General features: G+C 32.9%; 15 protein-coding genes and 1 pseudogene. 8 read left to right on the top strand and 8 right to left on the bottom strand.

All coding sequences use genetic code 11. The features are described from left to right. Window positions 1–34: 34 nt before the first annotated feature. The 8 genes from RMO53_RS08760 to RMO53_RS08795 form a co-directional block, all read right to left on the bottom strand. Window positions 35–2,521, bottom strand: coding sequence for a DUF5686 family protein (locus RMO53_RS08760; RefSeq protein ID WP_310379742.1), 2,487 nt, complete (start codon window positions 2,519–2,521; stop codon window positions 35–37). A 147-nt stretch (window positions 2,522–2,668) separates the two neighbouring features. Beyond that, on the bottom strand, window positions 2,669–3,646 hold the full coding sequence (locus RMO53_RS08765) for a pyruvate dehydrogenase complex E1 component subunit beta (RefSeq protein ID WP_310379744.1): 978 nt from the start codon (window positions 3,644–3,646) through the stop codon (window positions 2,669–2,671). Window positions 3,647–3,811: 165 nt separating this feature from the next. Beyond that, the gene (locus RMO53_RS08770) at window positions 3,812–4,621 is read right to left on the bottom strand and encodes a CPBP family intramembrane glutamic endopeptidase (protein WP_310379746.1); all 810 of its coding nucleotides are present in this window, start codon (window positions 4,619–4,621) and stop codon (window positions 3,812–3,814) included. Between the two features lie 102 nt (window positions 4,622–4,723). Beyond that, window positions 4,724–5,344, bottom strand: coding sequence for a hypothetical protein (locus tag RMO53_RS08775; RefSeq protein ID WP_310379748.1), 621 nt, complete (start codon window positions 5,342–5,344; stop codon window positions 4,724–4,726). A gap of 7 nt (window positions 5,345–5,351) precedes the next feature. After that, entirely contained in the window at window positions 5,352–6,134 is a 783-nt protein-coding gene (locus RMO53_RS08780) for a prolipoprotein diacylglyceryl transferase (protein ID WP_310379750.1), read from the bottom strand. Between the two features lie 224 nt (window positions 6,135–6,358). After that, window positions 6,359–9,874 carry a T9SS type A sorting domain-containing protein gene (locus tag RMO53_RS08785; RefSeq protein WP_310379753.1) on the bottom strand — a complete coding sequence of 1,172 codons (3,516 nt, stop codon included), beginning with the start codon at window positions 9,872–9,874 and terminating at the stop codon, window positions 6,359–6,361. Window positions 9,875–10,068: 194 nt separating this feature from the next. Then, complete coding sequence (locus tag RMO53_RS08790) at window positions 10,069–12,891, bottom strand: histidine kinase (RefSeq protein WP_310379755.1); 2,823 nt, start codon at window positions 12,889–12,891, stop codon at window positions 10,069–10,071. Continuing rightward, complete coding sequence (locus RMO53_RS08795) at window positions 12,891–13,589, bottom strand: LytTR family DNA-binding domain-containing protein (RefSeq protein ID WP_310379757.1); 699 nt, start codon at window positions 13,587–13,589, stop codon at window positions 12,891–12,893. Before RMO53_RS08795 ends, RMO53_RS08790 begins: the two co-directional genes overlap by 1 nt. 203 nt (window positions 13,590–13,792) lie before the next feature. Between RMO53_RS08795 and RMO53_RS08800 the strand changes: the two genes are divergently transcribed. The 8 genes and pseudogenes from RMO53_RS08800 to RMO53_RS08835 form a co-directional block, all read left to right on the top strand. Beyond that, window positions 13,793–14,539 (top strand): electron transfer flavoprotein subunit beta/FixA family protein, encoded by a 747-nt coding sequence (locus RMO53_RS08800; protein ID WP_310379759.1) that lies wholly within the window; start codon window positions 13,793–13,795, stop codon window positions 14,537–14,539. An 80-nt stretch (window positions 14,540–14,619) separates the two neighbouring features. After that, on the top strand, window positions 14,620–15,597 hold the full coding sequence (locus tag RMO53_RS08805; RefSeq protein ID WP_310379761.1) for an electron transfer flavoprotein subunit alpha/FixB family protein: 978 nt from the start codon (window positions 14,620–14,622) through the stop codon (window positions 15,595–15,597). Window positions 15,598–15,754: 157 nt separating this feature from the next. Beyond that, a complete protein-coding gene (locus RMO53_RS08810) occupies window positions 15,755–16,387 on the top strand; it encodes a bifunctional nuclease family protein (RefSeq protein WP_310379763.1) in 633 nt (210 codons plus the stop codon). A 36-nt stretch (window positions 16,388–16,423) separates the two neighbouring features. Next, a complete protein-coding gene (locus tag RMO53_RS08815; RefSeq protein WP_310379765.1) occupies window positions 16,424–17,707 on the top strand; it encodes an amidohydrolase family protein in 1,284 nt (427 codons plus the stop codon). A gap of 21 nt (window positions 17,708–17,728) precedes the next feature. Continuing rightward, window positions 17,729–18,580 carry a thymidylate synthase gene (locus RMO53_RS08820; RefSeq protein WP_310379767.1) on the top strand — a complete coding sequence of 284 codons (852 nt, stop codon included), beginning with the start codon at window positions 17,729–17,731 and terminating at the stop codon, window positions 18,578–18,580. Between the two features lie 39 nt (window positions 18,581–18,619). Continuing rightward, window positions 18,620–20,740 (top strand): TonB-dependent receptor plug domain-containing protein, encoded by a 2,121-nt coding sequence (locus RMO53_RS08825; protein WP_310379770.1) that lies wholly within the window; start codon window positions 18,620–18,622, stop codon window positions 20,738–20,740. A 168-nt stretch (window positions 20,741–20,908) separates the two neighbouring features. Next, window positions 20,909–22,582: an AAA family ATPase gene (locus RMO53_RS08830; RefSeq protein WP_310379772.1), complete on the top strand. Its 1,674-nt coding sequence runs from the start codon at window positions 20,909–20,911 to the stop codon at window positions 22,580–22,582. A gap of 586 nt (window positions 22,583–23,168) precedes the next feature. Next, a pseudogene (locus RMO53_RS08835) lies at window positions 23,169–23,426 on the top strand (hypothetical protein); the annotation flags it as partial.

Genomic DNA, 23,426 nt, shown 5'->3' on the forward strand with positions numbered 1-23,426 from the left:
AGGCTGGAAGCTATAAATGTAGCAATGAATTTTCCTAAAAATAAAAACCAAACGATCCTTTTACACTAAAATTATTGGTTTCGGGTAGATTTCTATAATTGCCACGCCAAGCAAAATCTATGCGGAATACCTTGAAAATATTTCCAATTCCAGCACTGTATTCCCAGTACGGTTTGCTGGGTGCATTATAAATTAACCCTGACGCATTAATGGCTCTGTTTTGGTCAGTTATGGTGCCGTAAACTCCTTTCACACCTATGATTTCTCTCCAGTTGAGTTTTTTCATGAAGGGTATTCTGGACAGCAGTCTTCCTCCAAAGTTGTGATTCCATTGCAAAGTAGCATATTGGTCTGTTACAAATTCGTAAAAATTTAAATTATTAAAGGTGTTTTCAATGCTGAAATAAGTTTGATTCCCAGGTATTACACTCATCAATCCCAGAGGGATTTTGCCAAATGTTTTACCGAGTTCAACAATCACATTTGAGCGACCTAATGGCCCAATTATTAGGGGTTGTTTATAATACAGTTGCACTTTTTCATATTTAAAATCACTGTTCAAAAATCCTTTGAATCCGTGACTGAAATTAACAAAAAAGCGACTGTATGGACTGTCAACTAAATCTCTTTCGACACCATAACCGATGGTTTTTCGATTGGGTGTATATTCGACTTGTACATTGACTTCCGATTGTTTGACATCACTTTTTGTGAGTGTGTTTGTACTATCTATGTAATAATCTAAACTGAAAGTGGGTGATGCAGAGGCTAATGTTCTATAGGAGAATCCGGTTTGAAAAGTTAGATTTTTTATGGGTTCGATTTCAAAAGAAACGTTGGTCAAATTGATGTTGGTTAATTTTCCGTTGCTGCCTGTGGTGAATAAAGCTGATGAAGCAAAACTTCGTCCTAAAACGTCATTTGTAGTGGTTAAACTTGCCCCTATTTGTTCTATATCACGACGGTTTCCACCGGAGATTATAATTCGGTTTACTTTATCGATCATCCATTTTCCTGACAATCCGTATTTGAATTTATTGTCCTCAAAACCATAAGCAGTATAACCTTGCAAACGCCAAGCATCATTAGGACCAAAATAGGTTCTTCCACCAACTCGCAATCGCAATCCTTCGACTTCATTGGTTCCAAATGATGAAAAAATAGGTCCAAAATCGAAATTTCCAAACTGTACATAACCACTTCCCAATATCGAAACCAAATTATACAATTGCTTAAATTTTTTGACGGTTTGCAGTGTGTCCAGCATTTTATAAACGCCTAATTCATCCTTACTTAAATTCTCGAAACGGTTTTCATGCCAGTATTCATCTGATTTTTTATAAATTTCTTCTTCACTATTATTGACTTCTTCTTTATAAAAAGCTACTGGTTTTTCTTTGTTGAATTGATGATTTTGATAGAAAGTAGTTCGCTTTCCATAAACCCCTTTTGACTTTTCTTTTTTATTTAAAGCAAAATCTGACATCATGTGATCTTTGGTTAAAAGAAAAACAGAGTCGTTTAGCACTTCAAATTCTTGCTCGATATAAATTTCTTTTACCCAGTTGATATTGGCACTTTTAGTAACTGCCATATTTATATTCTTGATTGCAAAAGTGGTATCGTTTACCCAAAAATCTCCTTTGAAAGTCAATTCATTTTTTCGCCTTGGGTAGAATAAAACATTATAACACCATTTTTTATCGATGTATGCGCTGTCTCTCAAAACATAATTGTAAACATCTATGCCTGTTTTTGATAACGGACTGGTAAAACTCTTGTCAAAAAAAGTGAGGTAGTTGTTGTAAATGTCATAATCAGAATATAAATCTTTTACAAAAGATAAAATTTGCTGGTTGCTACCAAAACCCGAATTTTTATTAGCTTTTAGTTTCTCTTTTGTTTTTTTTAATTTATTGTCTCCGTAAACGTCTGACAAGGCTTCGTTTACAAAAATGGGTAAATAGGTTTTGCCCGTAATTTTAGAAGTGTCAACTTGTTTGAAAATAAACTCCATTCCTCTGAAGATTTTATTTTTCATAAAAGCACTGTCAATAGTATTCATATCAAATTCTACTTTCTCGTACTTTTCCATTTGGTATTGGTCAAATAAATTCAATCCGTTTTTACGTTTTCTTTCCCAAATTTTTCGAAGAATATCCAGTGCTGGATTGTTTTTTTTGGAAGTTTTGCCTCTAAAGACGACTACTTCAGACAAAGCCTCAACCCCATTTAACTGAATTTTAAAATCATAATTGACTAATTTTTCTAATTCCATTTCTTTATCAGAAAACCCAACAGATGTAATAATTAAAGTGGTGTAATTTTTAGTAGACTCCAGATAAAAGCGGCCGTCTTCATTTGACAAAACACCTTCGTTTGACCCTTTGAAAAGTACATTAGCAAATGATACAGGTTGATTTGATTTGTCTAAAATGATGCCACTGACTTTAGTTTGACCAAAAACAATGGTGGCGTTTGCAAACAATAGTATCACAATAATTAGTGTAACTTTTTTCATAATTCAAAAAAAAACTTCATCATAATAGTTTATGATGAAGTTTCAAATATAATTTATTTATTCGAAAATGGATAATCGATAATTGCCAATTAACAGTTAAAGTACTAAAGCTGCTTTTTTGACTAATTATCAATTATTAATTTCTATCTATTTATACATCACTTTCTTAACTGCTTTAACAACATCCTGAGCATTTGGCAACCACTCTTTTAGTAAAACTGGAGAATATGGTGCTGGAGTATCGGCTGTGGTGATGCGTTGAATAGGAGCATCAAGAAAATCAAAAGCACGTTCTTGAACGATATAAGTAATCTCCGAAGCTACACTTGCAAACGGCCAAGCTTCCTCTAGAATTACTAATCTATTTGTTTTTTTTACCGAAGTTAAAACCGTTTCATAATCCAATGGGCGAACGGTTCTTAAATCAACAATTTCACAAGAAATTCCTTCTTTTGCCAATTCATCGGCAGCAATAAAAGCTTCTTTAATAATTTTACCAAAAGACACTATTGTAACATCGGTTCCTTCACGTTTAATATCAGCAACACCTATTGGGATTGTATATTCACCATCTGGAACTTCGCCCTTGTCGCCATACATTTGCTCTGATTCCATAAAAATTACAGGATCATTATCACGAATGGATGATTTTAACAATCCTTTTGCATCATAAACAGTCGATGGAACGACTACTTTAAGACCTGGAGTATTTGCAAACCAATTTTCCAAAGCTTGTGAGTGTGTTGCTCCTAATTGTCCCGCTGATGCTGTTGGCCCACGAAAAACAATAGGTACATTAAATTGTCCACCGGTCATTTGACGCATTTTGGCAGCGTTATTTATAATTTGGTCAATACCAACCAGACAAAAGTTAAAAGTCATGTATTCAACAATAGGTCTGCAACCGTTCATGGCAGAACCTACAGCAATTCCGGTAAACCCAAGCTCAGCTATTGGAGTATCTATAACTCTTTTTTCGCCAAATTCAGCGAGCATACCTTTGGAAGCTTTGTATGCTCCATTGTATTCTGCCACTTCTTCTCCCATTAAATATATTGATTCATCGCGACGCATTTCTTCACTCATTGCTTCGCAAATTGCCTCTCTAAATTGTATCGTTCTCATAGTTTTGTGTTGTGTGTGTAATTTTTAGAAAAGCAAAAATAAAAATTAAAAACGACAAAAGTATTTATTAGTTGGTTTTTATAATTTGTTTTATCAAAAAAGGTGAATTGTTTTAAAGAAACCGTTGCAATTGATTATTTACTAAAGTTTAGAATACTTTGTTAATCAACTAAAAAAACCTTTTCGCCATAAAGAAAATAAATCCATTGTGATAGCAACTGAATAATGAATAATTACACCCAGAAAGATGGATCTACTTTTCAAACTTAAAGTTCCAAGAATTATTCCAGCGATTATAGCAGCAATTGTTTCTTCAAATGTTTTTCCAAAATGGATCATACAATAAGGAATTGTAGATACAAAAACCGCATAAGCACCAAATCTATTCTTGATTCCATGAATCATAAAACCTCTAAAAAAAAACTCCACAGCTATAAATTGTACTAAATAGGCCATTTGCCACAAAAAAAATAATGGAAATAAATGATTTTTTTCTGGTTTGAAAATAGGATAAATAGCTTGAAATCCTTTTGTACTTGATGCTATAAAAACAATTGGAATCATAATAATGAGCATTGTCAAATACAAAGGATAATCGTTCTTGACATTAGCAAAACAGAAACCATATTCCCGTACTTTTTCTTTAAAACCCAAACGAATAATACCTATTGGAATTACCAAGTAAATTATAACAATAGTACTTATCCACCATAGCAGACGGTGAAAATTCCCCATTGTGGAAGAAAAAAAATAAGTATAAAACCCTTTTTGAAAATCGCTAGAATTTTGAGTTATAGCACTTAAAAAACATGCTGGACTACCAAAATATTTCACAACAGTTAATCCAACTGCGGTGTAAATCAAAATTAGGATTACTTTTATGTCGATTTCCGGATTTTTTACTTGATGAACCGTAGCGGATTGATTCGCATTTTTCCAAGTGTTAAGAATTAATTCTTTAGTTTTTTTAAACATTTTTAAAACAATTTATAAGAAAACAACAATATTGAGTCATGCAAAAAAGCGATGATAAAACCATCGCTTTAAAAAAAAGAACTAACCTATATTATTCAAAACTTATTTTTCTAAAACAATATCAATATATGGAATTCCAGCATTAGGTATTGGCCCACCTTTCCCATAAAAGTTAGTGGCCTTAATTGACAAACCACCAAAAGTAACTGGTAATACTGTACTTACGGCACTAAAACTTAACACTCTGCCTGTAGTATTAGCAATATCGCCTAGATAATCATTCGCAATTCTTTTAATTGTATAGGAAGTTCCACCGCTTAACGCAACACCCGTTATTGGTTTGTAACTAGTAGATACTGAACCAAAAACATGATTTCCGGAATACAATAATGTGCCTGCTGAATTGTTATAAATTTCGATTGTATAAGGAATATTTGCAGTATACAAATTAGCATTCCCTTGATATCCTATTGAGCAAATAGTTTCATCAGTATCAACATAAAAAGTATATTCGTGTGTTGTCAAATCTATTGTGGTGATATCTGAAAATTTTGGATTTGCAATTTTAACCTGATCGTACAACTGCTGAAACTCTGTTCCAGTTGTGCTGCAAGTAAATGTAACTGGATCAGGAACTGAACTACCACAACCGGAACCAATAATAAAAGTTGCAAATACAAGAAGACCTAGTGGTAATACGATTTTAAAAAAATTGTTTTTCATTTTTTAGTTATTTAAGGATTAATTTATTTTTTGTTTGTAATTTTTTATAAAAATAGAGCGTTGATAATAATAAGAGTATCGCAATGAATTGTGAGTGTGACAAAATATCTTTGATTACAAAACCTCTAGAATCACCTCTGAAAAATTCTAAAACACCTCGACTAGTAGCATACAAACCAAGGTATAGTAGGAAGATTTGTCCGTCAAATTTTTTGTGTTTTTTAATAATTAGTAAAAACCCCAAAAGCATTAGTAAAACATACACTTCGTATAATTGAGTTGGATGTACGGCAACATTATTTGTGTTTGGGAAAATAATTCCAAACGAACTATTTGTTGGCAAACCATAGCAACAACCCGCATTAAAACAACCAAATCGCCCAAAGGCATGAACAATTAGTGTAGTAATTGCTAGAATATCGAGCATTGGTAAAACAGGAATATTTTGTCTTTTTAAATACAAAACAATCATAGGAATAATGGTTACAAACGAGCCATAAAATACAAAACCACCCGAAAAATTATCTACCAATAAACTTGGATTGTTCCAATAATACACAGGTTTTTCGAGATAATAAAAAAGCTTTCCACCAATAAAACCAAATATAAAAATGAGGTAAAAAAAGTTGTTAGAAAGATTTTTTATTCCCAAATCTTTTCGTGCAGCTCGTTTAGTATACCTACCCGTTACTAAACAACCCAGAGCAATGCAAAACGCATAAGTGTACACGGTTACTTGTTTATTACCTAAAAAATCTGGTAGTTGAAAATGGAAAAGTTCGGGGTGCATTTGGATAATGTTTTTTAAATTATTTAATTGTCATATTTTACAAAAGCCCTTTACCTTGTGATTAATGCCCAAATTTTATAAAGTATCTGGATGCTTGTTTTTTTTAATTTGTCCATTTTTTCTTTTTTTTAATTAAAACCAGCATTATCTTTTTAAAATTTCTGATTTCTAACTCCAAAAAAATAAAACTACGCAATACCTAAGTGGCTTTGAGTTATAGGTTTTTACTTTTTGATAACCTTGCTTGTAGCAGTTCCCTGTTCAGAATCTATTTTAAATATGTAGGTTGCAGTTGGCAGGTTAGATATATCAATGTTATTTGTGTTGTTTAGCTTGTGCGCAAACAGTATTCTACCATTACTGTCTGATACTTGCAAATTAGCATTGTTCAAGTTGTTGAGCTCGATTGTAACATAGCCCATAGTAGGATTTGGGTAAATTTTTAGATTGTTTTCTATCTCATATAAAGCTGTCGATAATATTGTAGAACAACTTATTACTGAAGGACTATTTTTACTTATTGTTGTACCATCTCCTAATTGACCAAAAGTATTATTTCCACAAGCCCAAATAGTATCATCTGATTTTAGGAGTGTTTTTTGACTACTGCCAGATGCGATTTGTGTCCAATTTGTTTCTGTCCCAATTTGCGTTGGACTATTTTTAGAAATGAAAGTTCCATCACCCAGCTCGCCATTACCATTAAAACCCCAAGACCAAAGTGAATTGTCATTTTTTAAAGCGGTTGTAAATTGATTTCCTGCCGAAATTTTACTCCAATTAGTTGATGTTCCAATTTGTATTGGATTATAGCTGTCAATTGTTGTGTTATCACCCAATTGCCCGTTAGTATTTCTGCCCCAAGTCCATAACGAACCATCTATTTTTAGAGCAACAGAATGATAACCTCCTGCAATTTGATTCCAGTTAGTAGCCGTTCCTATCTGAACAAAATTAGTTTTATCAATATTGGTTCCATCTCCTAGTTGTCCGTAAAAATTTGCACCACAGACCCATAGTGAACCATCTGTTTTTAATGAAATTGTGTGAAGGTAACCAGCAGCAATTTTGCTCCAAGTATTTAAATTACCTACTTGTGTTGGAACATCTTTATTTAAGAGTGTACCCGAACCCAATTGTCCGCTGTTTCCTTGACCCCAACTCCAAAGTGTACCGTCAGTTTTTATCGCTAACGAAAAATTGCCATTTGCAGCAATCTGACTCCAATTAGTATCTATTCCTATTTGAGTAGGAACATTTTTACCTGTAATGGTTTCGTCTCCTAATTGCCCATAATTATTTGCACCCCAAGCCCAAAGTGTTCCGTTATTTTTTATTGCTAATGTATGTGATTCTCCTAGAGCTATTTTTAACCAATTGGTTTCAGTTCCAATCTGTGTAGGAATAGTTTTTTGAACATTCGTACCATCACCTAATTGAGAATTATTATTTCTTCCCCAACCCCACAATGAACCTGCAGTTTTGATGGCAATTGTATGTTGTGCTCCAGCTGCAATTGTGCTCCAACATCCAGTTGGAACACTTGCAGAAGTTACAGTAATTGCTAAACGAATAGGACTCTCTCCACAAACTAATGTTTGTGAAGCGTAATAAACTGTGCCATCAACTAAAAGTGTTGTGACAGGCAATAAACTTCCTGATGTTGCTGCGGTGTACCATTTTATGCTTATACCATTTAGTACTAAATCAGCGATGGTCGCAGTTCCTGAATAAACTTGAGGACTTAAACCTGTTGGTGCTGGAGTTGAATTTACTATGACAGACACTGCTGTTCTAGCACTTTCGCAACCGTTTATAGTTTGTGATACATAATACGTTCCTGTGGATAATGCTGTTGTTGCAACTAAAGGCGATGTGCTTCTTGAAGTTGAATACCATTGAATTGTTGCTCCAAGAGTTTCTGTAACGGTTAAGCTAGCTACTGTTCCCGAATTACAGAATGTTTGTGCTGCGACCGTTGGAGCAGGAGTGGTACTTACTATAACCGTAACCGCTGTTCTCGAACTTTCGCAACTGTTTAGAGTTTGACTAACATAATACGTTCCGCTGGCTAGTGTCAAGGTTGCAACCAAATCTGTACCGCCCATAAAATTTGTATACCATTTTAGATTTGTTCCTGTAGCAACTAAATTAGCTACAGTAGCACCGTTACAAAACGATTGAGTAGCAGCTGTTGGAGCTAGAGTGTTATTTATGGTAACCGAAACCGCTGTTCTTGTACTTTCGCAACCGTTTAATGATTCACTTACATAATAAGTACCTGTTGCCAAAGCTGTTGTTGTAGGTAAAGCTGTATTTCCAATTAGACTTGTATACCATTGCAGTGTAGTTCCTGAAGCTGTCAAATTTGCAATAGTTGCTCCACTACAAAATGTTTGTGCAACAGAAGTGGGCGCTGTTGGTGCTGGTGTAGTACTTACTGTAACGGCTACAGCTGTACGTAAACTTTCGACACCATTTTCAGTTTGCGCTACATAGTACGTTCCTGTTGCTAATGTTGTAGTTCCCAATAAAGCCGTACCTAATGTTGCAGTAGCATACCATTGAAGTGCAGTTCCAGATGCCACCAGATTAGCGACTGTTGTGCTACTACAAAAAGTTTGAGCCATAGCTTGAGGTCGTGATGTAGGACAACTTATTAGCGTTGGTATATTTTTATTTATTGTAGTGCCATCACCTAGAACGCCATCTGCGTTATAACCCCAAGAATAAGTGCCAGTAATGTTTTGTATAAAAGTATGATTTGATCCAACGGATACACTTTGGGCTGAAGTAGTTAATAAAAAAGGTGTAGTTTGCGACACCAACGTATTATTGCCCAATTGCCCGCTACTATTAACACCCCACACTAATAAAGAACTGCCAGTTTGTGTGCCAACGGAAAAACCAGTGCCTCCACGAACAGAAGTCCAAAGTGTTGACGTGCCAATTTGGGTTGGAATATTTTTTAGAACAGTAGTTCCGACACCAAGTTCCCCATACTGATTGCTGCCCCAAGCCCATAGAGTTCCGTTGGTCTTTATTGCTAGTGAGTGTGATTCTCCTGTATCAATCGAACTCCAATTGGTATCTGTACCTACTTGTGTTGGTGCGTTTTTTTGCACATAAGTTCCATCTCCCAATTGTCCATTATTATTTGTACCCCAAGCCCACATAGTCCCATCCGTTTTCAATGCAAGAGTAGAACTGTAGGTATAATTGGAAGTATGTAATGCTATAGAAGACCAGTTCGTATCAGTTCCAATTTGTGTGGGAATTAGTTTAGTTGCTGTTGTACCATCTCCAACTTGACCTACGGCATTGTAACCCCAAGACCATAGAGTTCCATTTGTTTTTATTGCTGAAGATACTTTGGTGCCAGCTGCAATTTTCAACCAATCTGTTTGAGTACCAATTTGTTTAGGTAAAATAGAAAAATCATTAATAATTCCGCTTCCAAATACACCATCAACACTTATTCCCCATGCCCACAAAGTACCATCTGTTTTTATAGCTAATGCGTGAATATACCCCGCTGAAACAGTTTCCCAATTTGTTGCAGTACCAATTTGAACTGGCGTAGTTCCATTTGTATAAACACTATCACCCCATCCCCATAAAGTACCATCTTGCTTTATTGCCAAGGTATTATCATTACCAGCCGAAATCATTTTCCAGCATTGTGCATTGCCGTTTATTGCAAAAAGAAATAAAAAAAGTAATAATATAATTTTTTTCATAGTTTTAAGAATAATATATCCAGTAAAACTATGTGAAACAGTACCTTCAAACCAAAACCAATTAGGGAACGGTAGGTTTTAATTAGGGAACGGTAAAAAAGTTAGTTTTTTAGAGAATAAAATCTAAATTAATGACGTGATTCAATTGATTTTCGTCAAACAATTGACACAGATTAATTTATTTCAGTCATTTTTTATAAAATTGTAACTACAATAACTACTTTATGACCCTTACGAATTGCATCAGGAAACGCAAAATTTTGGGTTATACTGAATTTTTTTTGAGGATAGGATTGTTGCAAAATTTGAATTCGTTCATTAATTATAGCTATTCCTTTGGAGATGTGCGTGTTACTTTTTAGTTTGTTTTCATCTAATCCAAAACCGTTATCAATGATTTCAATAGTTAGAATATCATGGTTTAAATTAAAGTTTAAATCAATTTTACCGTCTTTTTGTATTAAATGCGAAACACCATGAAGTATGGCGTTTTCGATAAAAGGTTGCACAATCATGTTTGGAATTTTCAGGTTCCGTTTGTCAATAATTAGATTATGATGAATAGCAAAATCAAAGTTTCCAAATCTGGTTTGTTCCAATTCTACATACAATTTGAGCCTATTTATTTCGTCATCTAAACTAATGAACGGCTCGGCAGATTGTGATAAAAATAAACGAACCAATCGTGATAACTTGCCCAAATGTTCACTGCTTTTTTCTTTTTGATTGCTGTTAACAAAATACTGAATAGCGTTGAGCGAATTGAACACAAAATGCGGATTCATCATTGCAGACAATGCACTTTGACGCAGTTCGGAAACATGATTGCTTGTGTCAATTTCTTGTTGCTTTTTTGACTTTATCTTTCTTATTTGATTGCGATAAATACAATGAATCACCACAAATAAACAAATAAAGACCATCAAGAAAAACCACCACTTCAAATAAAAAGGAAAGGATTTGTAAACAGGAATTATTTTTGTAGACCAGTTTGAATTTACATCACAAACGCGAACATGAATATAGTGATTGCCATAGGAAAGTGACTGAAAATAAAGATTTTTGCTTTGCGAAACTACCCACTGCGAATTGTCAGTTTTGTATTGAATTATTTGATTTTTTGGGGAATAAAAATTATGTATTTTGAGGCTGAATTTGATTGAATTTAATTGCGAATCTATCGTTAACTTATTGATTTTATTGAAGTTGTAATAAACATCAAAAACGGGTTGATCTGATTTTTTTTGAACTAAAAAGTTGTTTATTTTCCCTAAACCATCTTTCGTGGCTACCAACAACTCATTTTCAAATACCGCTACATTATACACATCGTTATTGGGTAAAAAATTATATTTATTTAAAACGCGATTTCCGTACTTAGAAATTTTAAAAAGTCCGTTTCCTGCACAAAGGAAAACAGCATTTCCTATTGGTTTGATTTTTTGAATATTATAAAGTTTGACATGATTGACCTCTGTGATGCTGTCTACAATTTTTTCGTTAAAAATTTTGTATATCACGTTGTTAGCAGCAATCCACATCGTATCTTTTATAAAAACAAAATCTTCTATGTAACCGTTTATTTTAAATTTTAATTCTCTCTTTTCATATATAAAATCACTGTCAAAAGTTCTGATATTTATTTTTTGGGCATTGTTAAAATAATATTCATTTTTATAACAAACGATTTGCTTTATTTTCTCATTTTTAGGTATTTTAGAATTGATAGATTTATAGTTTGGTTTTCCATTTTCAAAAATATTGATAGATGAATTTCCTGCCAAAACATAATATTTGTCATTTCCCTTTTTTATGATTTGCTTGCCAGGAACGGTCAGTACATTTTTATTTTCGTCCCAATTTATTGGAGTATTTATGGGTGTATAAAAAACTGGAATAGTATTATAATTCCCGATTTTAATTTCTAAGTTAGATTTTTTTAATACGCTTAATTCTTTATTTTGATACGAATACAGGCTAAACTTTGTAGAAATAAACAATGATTTTTTATCTAACGAATTAGCAAAACCATTAAAGTAGTTTTCTTGAATTTTAAATCGGATACTTGAAATAGCCGTTTCGGGAATACAAAACAAACCGTTTTCGTTAGTAGCAATCCATATTTTTCCTGATTGGTCGCAATACAAAAAATTAATATTATCAGAAGTATTCAATCCTAAATTTTCGCTAATGAAGTTCCAAGTGTTGTATTTTAATACAAAAAGACCTTTGCTTTGAATACTCAGCCAACAATTTTCTTGCTTGTCTACAATAAAATCATATTTATAGGTAGGATTTATAGAAAGCGGTTGTGGTACTTTTATTTTGTTTGCTATTTTTCCTTTAAAATCAACTAAAAACAGGAAATTCTCATCCAAAATGCAAACGTCATTTTTTCTAAAAATCACTTTATGCAAAAATTTTACTTCGTCAGGAAGTGGAACTTTCAAATTATTATAAATCAAATAGTTATTTTCAAATCGAATTTCCTGATTGTCTTGAACTAATACAGGCGGTGCAATTCTTCGAGAACTAGTGGTGCTTTTTGGCTTAAAAACGTTACAGTGGGATTTATTTATTTCGTTGTAGGAATAACACGAATTGCTAAATCTATTTTGCATCGTGTACAGAAACAGTTTGTCTTTTAGATTGAATAATTGGCTGTACGTTTCAGTAAAAATAGGTGTGTTTACAACTTTATTATTCACGAATTTTTGCAGCTTTCCGTTGTAATTTATAAACCAAATAATCCCTTTTTCGTCAGTAGAAACTGCAGTTATATATGGATTTACAAGCCCATCTTTTATATTATAGTTTGTAAAATCGTTTCCGTCAAAAAAAGTTAAACCATTATCAGTTCCTAACACAATGTTTCCCTTTTGGTCTTCGGTGACGCTGTAAATTGTGTTAGATGGCAACCCATCATCAGTGTCGAAATGGTTGAATTTATATCGGGTTTGAGAATTTGATGCGTAATGAATTAAAACCAAAAATAAAATAGCAACAGTTTTTCTCATCAATTACTTTTTATTATATCGTTCAGTAATTTATAATTCCTTCTAGAGATTGGCAATTGTGTCCCGTCTTGTAATTCAAGAAACAACGTTTCGCGAGATAAAATTTTTGAAGCAAATTTCAAATTGACTAAAAATGATTTGTGAATTCTAAAAAAATTTTTTTGCAAAATTTCTTCAAAATGTTTTAAGGTTTTAGAAACCATAATTTTTCTATTGCTACTCAAGTAAACTATCGTTAAGTTATCTAAACCTTTCAAATATTGGATTTCATCAATCGCAATAATCGATTTTCCGCCTTCATAATTTAATACAAGGGTGTTTTCATTTGGGGTTTGATGTGTATTTAAAACTACTTTTACGCTTTCGATTGCGGATTTGAGTTCTGCAATTAAAATAGGTTTTAAAATGTAATCTGTTGCGCCTACTCGTAATGCTTTGATGGCATATTCTTCGTGAGCAGTAACAAAAATGGTTTGAAAATTCCGCACCGGAAAATACGCTAATAGATCAAAACCATCTTCGATTGGCATTGAAACATCAAGAAACAACAAATCGATTGGAGTTTTTTCTATAAACAATTTTGCTTCTGCAACGTTCTGGAACATTCCTAAAACATCAATTTGGGGAAAATTTTCATTCAATATAATTTCTAAATTTTTAAGGTTTAGAATTTCATCATCGACAATTACTGTTCTCATTTACAATTAATAATTTTTTAAAAATAAGAAAAAGTGAATTGATATCAGCTATTTTCGCAATAAAAAAGCCAAAAATTATTTCAACATTATATGAAAATTAAAAAAACAAAAATGTTTATTAAAAATATTATGCGTGCATAGTATATTATTCAAATTAATACTATAATTTTGTACAAGAATTTAGAAAATAAAATTTTACAACTATGAAAATATTAGTTTGCATCAGTCACGTTCCTGATACTACTTCAAAAATTAATTTCACAAATGATGACGCAGAATTTGACACTAATGGTGTTCAATTTGTGATCAATCCAAACGACGAATTTGGACTTACACGTGCCATTTGGTTTCAAGAACAACAAGGCGCAACAGTAACCGTTGTCAATGTTGGCGGACCAGAAACCGAACCCACTTTGCGAAAAGCATTAGCCATTGGTGCAAACGAAGCCATTCGTGTAAACATAAATCCTACAGACGGATTTTTTGTCGCAAAACAACTCGCAGAGGTAATCAAAAACGGTGCTTATAATGTTATCATTGCCGGAAAAGAATCATTAGATTATAATGGTGGAATGGTTCCAGGAATGATTGCTGGAATTCTGGGTTATAACTTCCTTAACTCTTGTACAAGCCTTACAATTGATGGTTCATCCGTTACAGCAGTTCGTGAAATCGATGGAGGAAAAGAAACCGTTACTACAACATTACCTATTATTATTGGTGGTCAAAAAGGACTGGTAGAAGAAAAAGATTTGCGTATACCAAACATGAGAGGAATCATGACTGCAAGAACAAAAGTATTAACGGTGCTTGAACCTATTGCCGCATCAATTAATACAAAAGCAGTAAAATTTGAAAAACCTGCTCCAAAATCGGCAGTGAAATTAGTTAGCGCTGATAATCTCGACGAATTAATTAATTTATTACACAACGAAGCGAAAGTTATTTAATTACGAATTAAAATTACGAATTACGAATTTTTGAAATCTTTAAATTTTTCAATTATTTAATATTTAAATCCAAAATTACTATGTCAATATTAATATACGCAGAATCTACTGAAGGAAAATTCAAGAAAGTCGCTTTCGAATTGGCTTCCTATGCAAAAAAAGTAGCACAATCATTAGGAACAACCGTTACAGCAGTAACTGTGAACACTGGTGATGTTTCGGAATTATCAAAATATGGTGTAGATAAAGTCTTGAAAGTAAACAACGACAAATTATCAAGTTTTTCAGCAAAAGCTTATGCTGACGTTATCAAACAAGCTGCACAAAAAGAAAATGCCAAACTAGTTTTACTCTCTTCAACAACCGATAGTATTTACCTTTCCTCATTAGTAGCAGTAGCATTAGAAGCTGGATTTGCGTCTAATGTTGTGGGATTACCAATAAGTACTTCACCTTTTCAAGTAAAACGAAATGCTTTTTCGAACAAAGCATTCAATATTACCGAAATCACAACTAACATAAAAGTATTAGGTCTTGCTAAAAATTCTTACGGAATTTTCGAAAGTAAAGACGCGATTAATCACGTCTCTACAGAAGATTTTAGTCCAACAATTGGAGAAAATGATTTTGGAGTAAAAGTAGTGGCTGTAGAAAAAGTTACAGGAAAAGTTACCATCGCCGATGCTGACATTGTAGTCTCCGCTGGTCGTGGATTAAAAGGTCCTGAAAACTGGGCAATGATTGAAGAATTAGCTGGCGTTCTTGGCGCAGCAACTGCATGTTCTAAACCAGTTTCTGACTTAGGATGGAGACCACACGGAGAACACGTAGGGCAAACCGGGAAACCAGTTGCTACTAATTTATATATTGCCATTGGAATATCCGGAGCAATACAGCACATTGCAGGTATCAATTCCTCTAAAGTAAAAGTGGTAATCAATACCGATCCAGAAGCACCATTCTTCAAAGTTGCAGATTATGGTGTTGTAGGTGATGCTTTTGATATTGTTCCAAAATTAATCGAAAAGTTTAAAACCTTCAAAGCACAAAATTCATAAAACAATTTTGCATCAATACCGTGAGCTATTTAATTCCTAATTATCTAGCTCATTTTTTTTGTTTAAGGTTTCCACAAGCGAAAAGTTTTTGTTACTTTGCAAGTAATTAGAAAAATAGTGCTTGATACAATTTAGTTCAGCAATCTAAAATCTTAAAATGAGTTTAGTAAAATTATCCATAAAAGGAATATCCTACAGTCAGACCCAAAACGGTGCTTATGCTTTGATTTTGAATGAAGTAGATGGCGAAAGAAAATTACCTATAGTCATTGGAGCTTTTGAAGCACAATCTATTGCTATAGCTTTAGAAAAAGAAATAAAACCTCCTCGCCCATTGACTCATGATCTATTCAAAAATTTTGCAGAACGCTTTGATATTGTTGTCAAACAAGTCATCATACACAAACTAGTTGATGGCGTTTTTTATTCGAGTATTATTTGCGAAAGAGATAAAATTGAAGAAATAATTGATGCTCGAACTTCGGATGCAATTGCATTAGCCTTGAGATTTAACGCACCCATTTTTACTTACAAAAATATTTTAGATAAAGCAGGAATCTACCTTAAAGCGAACACCCAAGAAACCAACAAAGATTCACAAGAAATAGATGATGTGCTTTCGAACCCAGAAAATTTTGGACATCAAGAAGAAAGCAATCAGTCCGGAAAAATATATGCCAAACATAGTTTACAAGAATTAAATGATATGTTAGACCAAGCGGTTACAGAGGAAGATTACGAAAAAGCTGCTAAAATTAGAGATGAAATTTCAAAAAGAGAGTTTTTATAATTTTTACCCAACAACCATTTATTTTATATGATTTCTATGAAAACAAAATTTACCTTATTAATACTATCAATATACTTCACACAAGTCACTTTTTCACAAGATTATTATTTACACTGCGGAAAAATTCTAGATTCTAAATCGGGCAAAATAGCTACTAACCAGACCATAATTGTTACTAAAAATAAAATTTCAAAAATTATCGATGGATTTGTTCCAAAACAAAATCCTCAAGACATTGAAATAAATTTAAAAAATAAATTTATTTTGCCAGGACTTATCGACTTACACGTTCATATTGAAGGCGAAAGAAACCCCCATTATTATGTTTCTAAATATGTTGACAACGAAGCTGACATTGCCTTTGAATCTACTCGTTATGCCGAAGTAACTTTGTTGGCAGGATTTACAACTGTTCGTGATTTAGGCGGAACGGGTGTAAATATTTCATTACGAAATGCAATAAATCGTGGACTAGTCAAAGGTCCAAGAATTTATACTGCTGGAAAAGCAATTGCTACAACTGGTGGTCATGCTGATCCTACCAATGGTAGTAATCGAAAATTAGTGGGCGATCCTGGACCACACGAAGGTGTAATAAACTCTCCAGATGAAGCAGCAAAAGCAGTAAGAGAACGCTATAAAGAAGGCGCCGATGTTATTAAAATCACTGCAACTGGCGGTGTGTTAAGTGTAGCAAAAAGCGGTAAAAACCCTCAATTTTCAAGTGATGAAATTAAAGCAATTACTACAACAGCAAAAGATTATAACATGCTAACAGCAGCTCATGCACATGGTGATGAAGGAATGCAAAGAGCGATTTTAGGCGGTATAAAAACTATAGAACACGGCACATTTATGAGTGAGGAAACGATGGAATTAATGAAAAAATATGATGCTTATTTAGTTCCAACATTAACCGCAGGGAAAGAAGTAGAAAAAAACGCAGAAATTAATGGTTTTTATCCAGATATTGTAGTCCCAAAAGCAAAAGAAGTTGGCCCTCAAATTAAAGCTACTTTTGCAAAAGCATACAAAAAAGGAGTTAAAATCGCTTTTGGAACTGACGCAGGAGTTTTCCCTCATGGAATAAATGCAAAAGAATTTGGCTATATGGTTGATGGTGGAATGTCTGCTCTTGAGGCGATTCAATCTGCAACAATTACAAATGCAATGTTGTTAGGAATAGATAAAGAAGTAGGGCAAATTAAGGAATCTTTCTTCGCTGATATTATTGCTGTAGATGACAACCCATTACAAGTTATTAAAACATTAGAAAAAGTTGTTTTTGTAATGAAAGATGGCAAAATCTATAAAAATTAAAAATAATATTTAAATCCACGAATGAAACAATACTTAGATTTAGTACAACACGTTTTAGAAAACGGAAATCAAAAAGGCGACCGAACGGGAACTGGAACCAAAAGTGTATTTGGTTACCAAATGCGTTTTGATTTAGCCGAAGGTTTTCCTATGGTAACTACTAAAAAATTACATCTAAAATCTATTATTTATGAATTGCTTTGGTTCCTAAAAGGAGACACAAACATAGCTTATCTTCAAGAAAACGGTGTTAAAATTTGGGATGCATGGGCAGATAAAAACGGTGATTTAGGCCCAGTTTATGGTCATCAATGGCGCAATTGGAATAGCGAAGAAATTGACCAAATTACTGAACTTATTAAAGAGCTCAAAACCAATCCAAATAGCCGTAGAATGCTAGTTTCTGCTTGGAATCCTAGTGTTTTGCCTGATACATCGAAATCCTTTGACGAAAATGTAGCCAACAATAAAGCTGCATTGCCACCTTGTCATGCGTTTTTTCAGTTTTATGTATCCTCACCCGACCTCTCCAAAGGAGAAGAAAAAGGTAAATTGTCCTGCCAGTTATACCAGCGAAGTGCCGACATATTTCTAGGTGTTCCGTTTAATATTGCATCTTATGCCTTGTTGACAATGATGATTGCACAAGTTTGTGGTTTAGAATCAGGAGAATTTATTCATACTTTTGGCGATGCGCACATTTACAACAACCATTTTGAACAACTTGAATTGCAATTGTCTCGTGAGCCAAAACCATTACCAAAAATGATTTTGAATCCAGCTATAAAAAATATTTTCGACTTTACTTTTGACGATTTCACACTCGAAGGCTATGAACCTCATGCTTTGATTAAAGGAAGTGTTGCAGTTTAGTTTTATAAAAAATTAATAACTTCTTCATAAAATCGGTTTATGATTCATGAACAAAAATTATTTTTATTTTTAAACTCAATTGGATACAGGTTCAAAAATTCATTTTTTTTTCTTGTTTTACTAATTTGCTTTGGAGGAAAATCTTTTGCCCAAACGGACACTAGCGCCACTAAACTGAATGAAATACTCGTAAAAGCATTTGAACAAAACCGAAAGTTGCTAGATGTTCCTACAGCAGTAAGCGTAATTTCACAAAAACAATTGCTCCGTTTTTCTAATACTTCCATCGTCGCCGTAGTAAACACACAACCCGGTATTCGTATGGAAGAGCGAAGTCCAGGAAGCTATCGTCTTAATATTCGTGGTAGTACTTTACGTTCTCCGTTTGGAGTACGAAATGTTAAAGTGTATCTCAACGATATTCCATTTACAGAACCCGGTGGCGCTACTTATCTTAATCAACTATCTTTTTTTAACATACAAGCTATTGAAGTTTTAAAAGGCCCAAGCGGCAGTTTATATGGCGCTGGAAGTGGTGGTGTTGTACTATTAAAAACGCATTTACAAAATCAAGCTGCGGGAGTTGGAATTGATTATTCTTTTGGTTCTTTTGGATTACAAAACACTAGTGTTTATGCAAGAATAGGCGAAGGTAATACCCAGCAAACTATTGGATTTAGCAAATTACATAGCGATGGATACAGAGATTGGACTACGCTTAATCGATCTGTATTTTATTGGGATTCAAAAATCGCACTCAATCCCAAACAAAATATTCAATCTTATGTTATGTATGCTGACTTACGCTATCAAACTCCAGGAGGATTAACTCTTGCTGAATTTACTGCAAATCCCAGACAAGCAAGACCAAGTATAGGAATATTGCCATCGAGCGAAAGTGCCAATGCTGGTGTAAATCAAGAAACTTTTTTTGCAGGAATAAGTCATGAATATAAAATTCGCCCTGATTTTATAAATAAAACCTCATTGTATGGTGCTTTTTCTAAATTCGCAAACCCAACTATTCGAAATTTTGAACGAAGATTCGAACCTCATATTGGCGGAAGATCTGTTTTTACTTTTTCTCCAATACGAAATAAAGGTGCGTTAAAGTTTATCACTGGAATTGAGTTTCAAAAAGGGTGGTACAACATTCAGGTGTATAAAAACATAAATGGCCTTAGCGATGTATTACAAACAGAGGATGTTGTTACTCCTTTTATATGGAATGTGTTTTCGCAAATTGACTGGCATTTGCCACACAACTGGATCGTTAATTTTGGCGCAAGCCTAAACCAAAACCGAATCGAAATTACGAGATTGAATAAACTGCCGTTGCGCACCCAGAAAAGAAACTATCAAAATGAAATTGTGCCAAGAATTGCAATCCTAAAAAAAATCACTCCAAACATATCTATATATACTTCATTTGCCAAAGGTTTTTCGCCACCAACTACCGCCGAAGTTTTGCCGTCGACAGGAATAATTACCACAACACTAAACGCAGAAGAAGGATGGAACCAAGAGATAGGTTCTCGTATAAAATTATTTAAAGAAAAAATTTTTATTGATTTTAATGGTTTTATTTATAACCTCAATAACGCCATTGTACAACGAAGAGATAGCAATGGTGCCGATTATTTTATAAATGCAGGAAGCACCAATCAAAAAGGGATTGAAGGAGCTATTCATTATAAAATTATTGACAATAAAGACCAATTTATTTCTCAATGCAATTTCTGGACGAGTTATACTTACAACAACTTTAAGTACAAGGCGTTTAAACAATTGAATACTGATTTTAGCAACAATCGCTTGCCAGGCATACCATTAAGCACTGTTGCAACAGGCATTGACTTGGGAACTAAACAAGGTACTTACCTCAATTTAACATACACTTATAATGGAGTTGTCCCTTTAAATGATGCGAATACTTATTACGGAACTGATTATCATTTACTCACACTGCGTCTGGGACATAAAACAACTTTTTTAAAAAAATGGAATGGCGAGCTATTTATTGGCGGCGATAATCTATTTAACGAAACCTACAGTCTAGGTTATGACATTAATGCTGCAGCAAATCGATTTTACAATGTGGCTCAAGGCCGAAATTATTTTGCTGGAATTTCACTGTTTTTGGGAAACACAAAAAAATAGCTGTTTTTACACCTAGAATCAACAACTGTATACTTTTTTAGAAATAGTAAAATAAAAGTATATATTTGATAGCCTGTAATTTGTATTAAACCAACAATAATAGTTGAATGGAATGCTTTGCCAGTACAATTTATAAGTTGGCGGTAATACTCTCAAAAAATATCTGAAATGAAATTTGACAAATTAGAAATAAAAAACTTTAAATGTTTTGATGAAGATGGTTGTGTTTTTGAAAACTTAAAACCAATTAATATCATAATTGGAAAAAATAATTCTGGAAAAAGTTCATTAATTGAATTAATAAAATTTTTGACTACTAAAGATAAAAGCTTTTTTGAAAACAAGAGAAACGGAAAAACTCCGCAAATTATATTTGAGCATCATATTAGAAAAGATTTAATAAATCAAGCATTTCCAGCTAATACTTCAGGTGGTGATATTGGAGGCAATCATAATCATTATGGTTTAGCGTTTGAGAATTCAATATTGAAATACGAAATAAATGAAAATAATCTAAAAATATTTTTAAGTGTCGATAAAGAATTTAAAGCAGGTGCACGTGAATATTTTAAACACTATTGCAATCTAATACCTTCTCCTTTAGAAAATAAAATTTTCAGTCATTTAAGTGCAGAAAGGGATATTCTTCCAGAACCTCAAAATTCAGCAATCAATTTAAATACCACAGGAATTGGAGCAACAAATTTAATTCAACAAATCATAAATAGAGATATTTTTGACAGTGATTTAATAGAAAAAAAATTATTAAATGAATTAAATATCATTCTAAATCCTGACATATATTTTTCAAGAATTTTAATTCAACAAAATGACCAAAATATTTGGGAAATATATTTTGAGAATAATGAAGATGGAAGAATTCCATTATCAAAAATGGGAAGTGGTGTAAAAACTGTTTTATTGGTTTTAATTTTACTAATTGTAAAACCAATTATAGATAATCGAAATGTAAGTGATTATGTTTTTGCATTAGAAGAATTAGAAAACAATTTGCATCCTTCAATGCAAAGAAGATTATATTACTATTTATTTGATTTTTCAAAAAAGAATAATTGTATCCTATTTTTAACTACACATTCAAATATTGTAATTGATTTGTATAATTCTTTAGAAACAACACAAATTTTCCATATCAATAAAATCGAGGGAAAAACAAAAATTTCATCAATTCTTAAACAAATTGATTTCAAAAAAATCCTTGATGATTTAGACGTAAGAGCAAGTGATATTCTACAAAGTAACGGCATTATTTGGGTTGAAGGACCTAGCGATAGAACCTATTTGAATAAATGGCTTAGTTTATTAGATAATAGTTTAGTCGAAGGTTACCATTATTCAATTATGTTTTATGGTGGTCGATTACTCTCAAATTTATCATTCGATTATGATTTAATTAATGATGAACTCATTCCGCTTTTAAAATTAAATACAAATTCGTTTGTAGTTATGGATCGAGACGGGAAAACAATAAGCCAAAAATTAAATGATACTAAATTAAGAATACAGAGTGAATTAGGTAATAATAATGTTTGGGTAACTAAAGGAAGAGAGATTGAAAACTACTTATCAAATAATTCAATAAAAGAATGGATTGATAAAAACTATAAAATAAAATCTAACTTTGAAAACGAAATAAATACAAAATTAGAAGAAAGCATTTCTAGCATAGCAAACTCTGAAAAAATTAAATATAACCTAAATAAAAACAAATATGCTTCTGAAATTATCCAATTTATAAAAAAAGAAGATTTGAACATTCTAGATTTGAATTCAAACATTTCTAATCTAGTAGAAACTATAAAAAAGTGGAACAAAATATAAGTACTACCGCCAACAGCGGTTTTTAGAAATTGGGGTTTTTGGGCTTAATTTAAAGTTTGTTTTGTACTAGGGATGATTTGGCAAATCCGAAAGATAACGCTGATTTAATCCCAAACCCGCTGTAGTGCCAAGACGTTAGGCACAATGCGCGCACGCATCGTACCTAACAGGCGCGCACTCGGCCTAACTCACGCTTGGAGCAAGCTCCCAAGCCTGCGCCAAGCGCGCGCCTGTTAGTGGCAATTTCAACGCAGAACAAAATACACTTAAATACAAACATATATAATTAATGCAAAAGTTAGATTTATTGAATAATATTGGAAAAATAATTGTCTTTCTTTTAGTGTTTTTTTCTTTTTTTTTACTTACAGTAAAAACTCAAAAAAAACTTCCTAACCGATTATTCTCAATTTTCCTGCTGCTTATTGCATTTGATTTGTCTGGGCTTTTCTTATATGAATGGTTTTTAAAAAATTTATATATAGAAATTCTTAGAATTAGCTCCTCCTTATTGCAAATGCCTTTATTTTATTTATATGTATTATCAGTTTGTTATGCTGATTTTACTTTAAAATCAAAGCATTTTTTGCATATACTTCTTTTTATCGCATTTTATTTCATTTTTCTAAATATAGCTGTTCGGGGAGATGGTATTTTATTGTTTGAAATCGCCGGCGAAATACAATATGCCTTTTATATCATAGCCATACTTTTGGCTTTGAAAAAGTATAAAAAAATATATCTCGAAAATTACACCAATGCAGATACCATAAATTACAAATGGTTGTTACAAATGACACTCGTTTTTTTAACTGCTCACTTGTTTGTAGTCTCAAAGATGATT

It is taken from the genome of Flavobacterium sp., from assembly GCF_031409475.1.
GTDB lineage: Bacteria > Bacteroidota > Bacteroidia > Flavobacteriales > Flavobacteriaceae > Flavobacterium.

What these genes read in the sequence shown, in the direction of transcription:
- RMO53_RS08760 (WP_310379742.1), bottom strand. Translation starts at nt 2,521, where the DNA reads ATGAAAAAAGTTACACTAATTATTGTGATACTATTGTTTGCAAACGCC.
- RMO53_RS08765 (WP_310379744.1), bottom strand. Translation starts at nt 3,646, where the DNA reads ATGAGAACGATACAATTTAGAGAGGCAATTTGCGAAGCAATGAGTGAA.
- RMO53_RS08770 (WP_310379746.1), bottom strand. Translation starts at nt 4,621, where the DNA reads ATGTTTAAAAAAACTAAAGAATTAATTCTTAACACTTGGAAAAATGCG.
- RMO53_RS08775 (WP_310379748.1), bottom strand. Translation starts at nt 5,344, where the DNA reads ATGAAAAACAATTTTTTTAAAATCGTATTACCACTAGGTCTTCTTGTA.
- RMO53_RS08780 (WP_310379750.1), bottom strand. Translation starts at nt 6,134, where the DNA reads ATGCACCCCGAACTTTTCCATTTTCAACTACCAGATTTTTTAGGTAAT.
- RMO53_RS08785 (WP_310379753.1), bottom strand. Translation starts at nt 9,874, where the DNA reads ATGAAAAAAATTATATTATTACTTTTTTTATTTCTTTTTGCAATAAAC.
- RMO53_RS08790 (WP_310379755.1), bottom strand. Translation starts at nt 12,891, where the DNA reads ATGAGAAAAACTGTTGCTATTTTATTTTTGGTTTTAATTCATTACGCA.
- RMO53_RS08795 (WP_310379757.1), bottom strand. Translation starts at nt 13,589, where the DNA reads ATGAGAACAGTAATTGTCGATGATGAAATTCTAAACCTTAAAAATTTA.
- RMO53_RS08800 (WP_310379759.1), top strand. Translation starts at nt 13,793, where the DNA reads ATGAAAATATTAGTTTGCATCAGTCACGTTCCTGATACTACTTCAAAA.
- RMO53_RS08805 (WP_310379761.1), top strand. Translation starts at nt 14,620, where the DNA reads ATGTCAATATTAATATACGCAGAATCTACTGAAGGAAAATTCAAGAAA.
- RMO53_RS08810 (WP_310379763.1), top strand. Translation starts at nt 15,755, where the DNA reads ATGAGTTTAGTAAAATTATCCATAAAAGGAATATCCTACAGTCAGACC.
- RMO53_RS08815 (WP_310379765.1), top strand. Translation starts at nt 16,424, where the DNA reads ATGAAAACAAAATTTACCTTATTAATACTATCAATATACTTCACACAA.
- RMO53_RS08820 (WP_310379767.1), top strand. Translation starts at nt 17,729, where the DNA reads ATGAAACAATACTTAGATTTAGTACAACACGTTTTAGAAAACGGAAAT.
- RMO53_RS08825 (WP_310379770.1), top strand. Translation starts at nt 18,620, where the DNA reads ATGATTCATGAACAAAAATTATTTTTATTTTTAAACTCAATTGGATAC.
- RMO53_RS08830 (WP_310379772.1), top strand. Translation starts at nt 20,909, where the DNA reads ATGAAATTTGACAAATTAGAAATAAAAAACTTTAAATGTTTTGATGAA.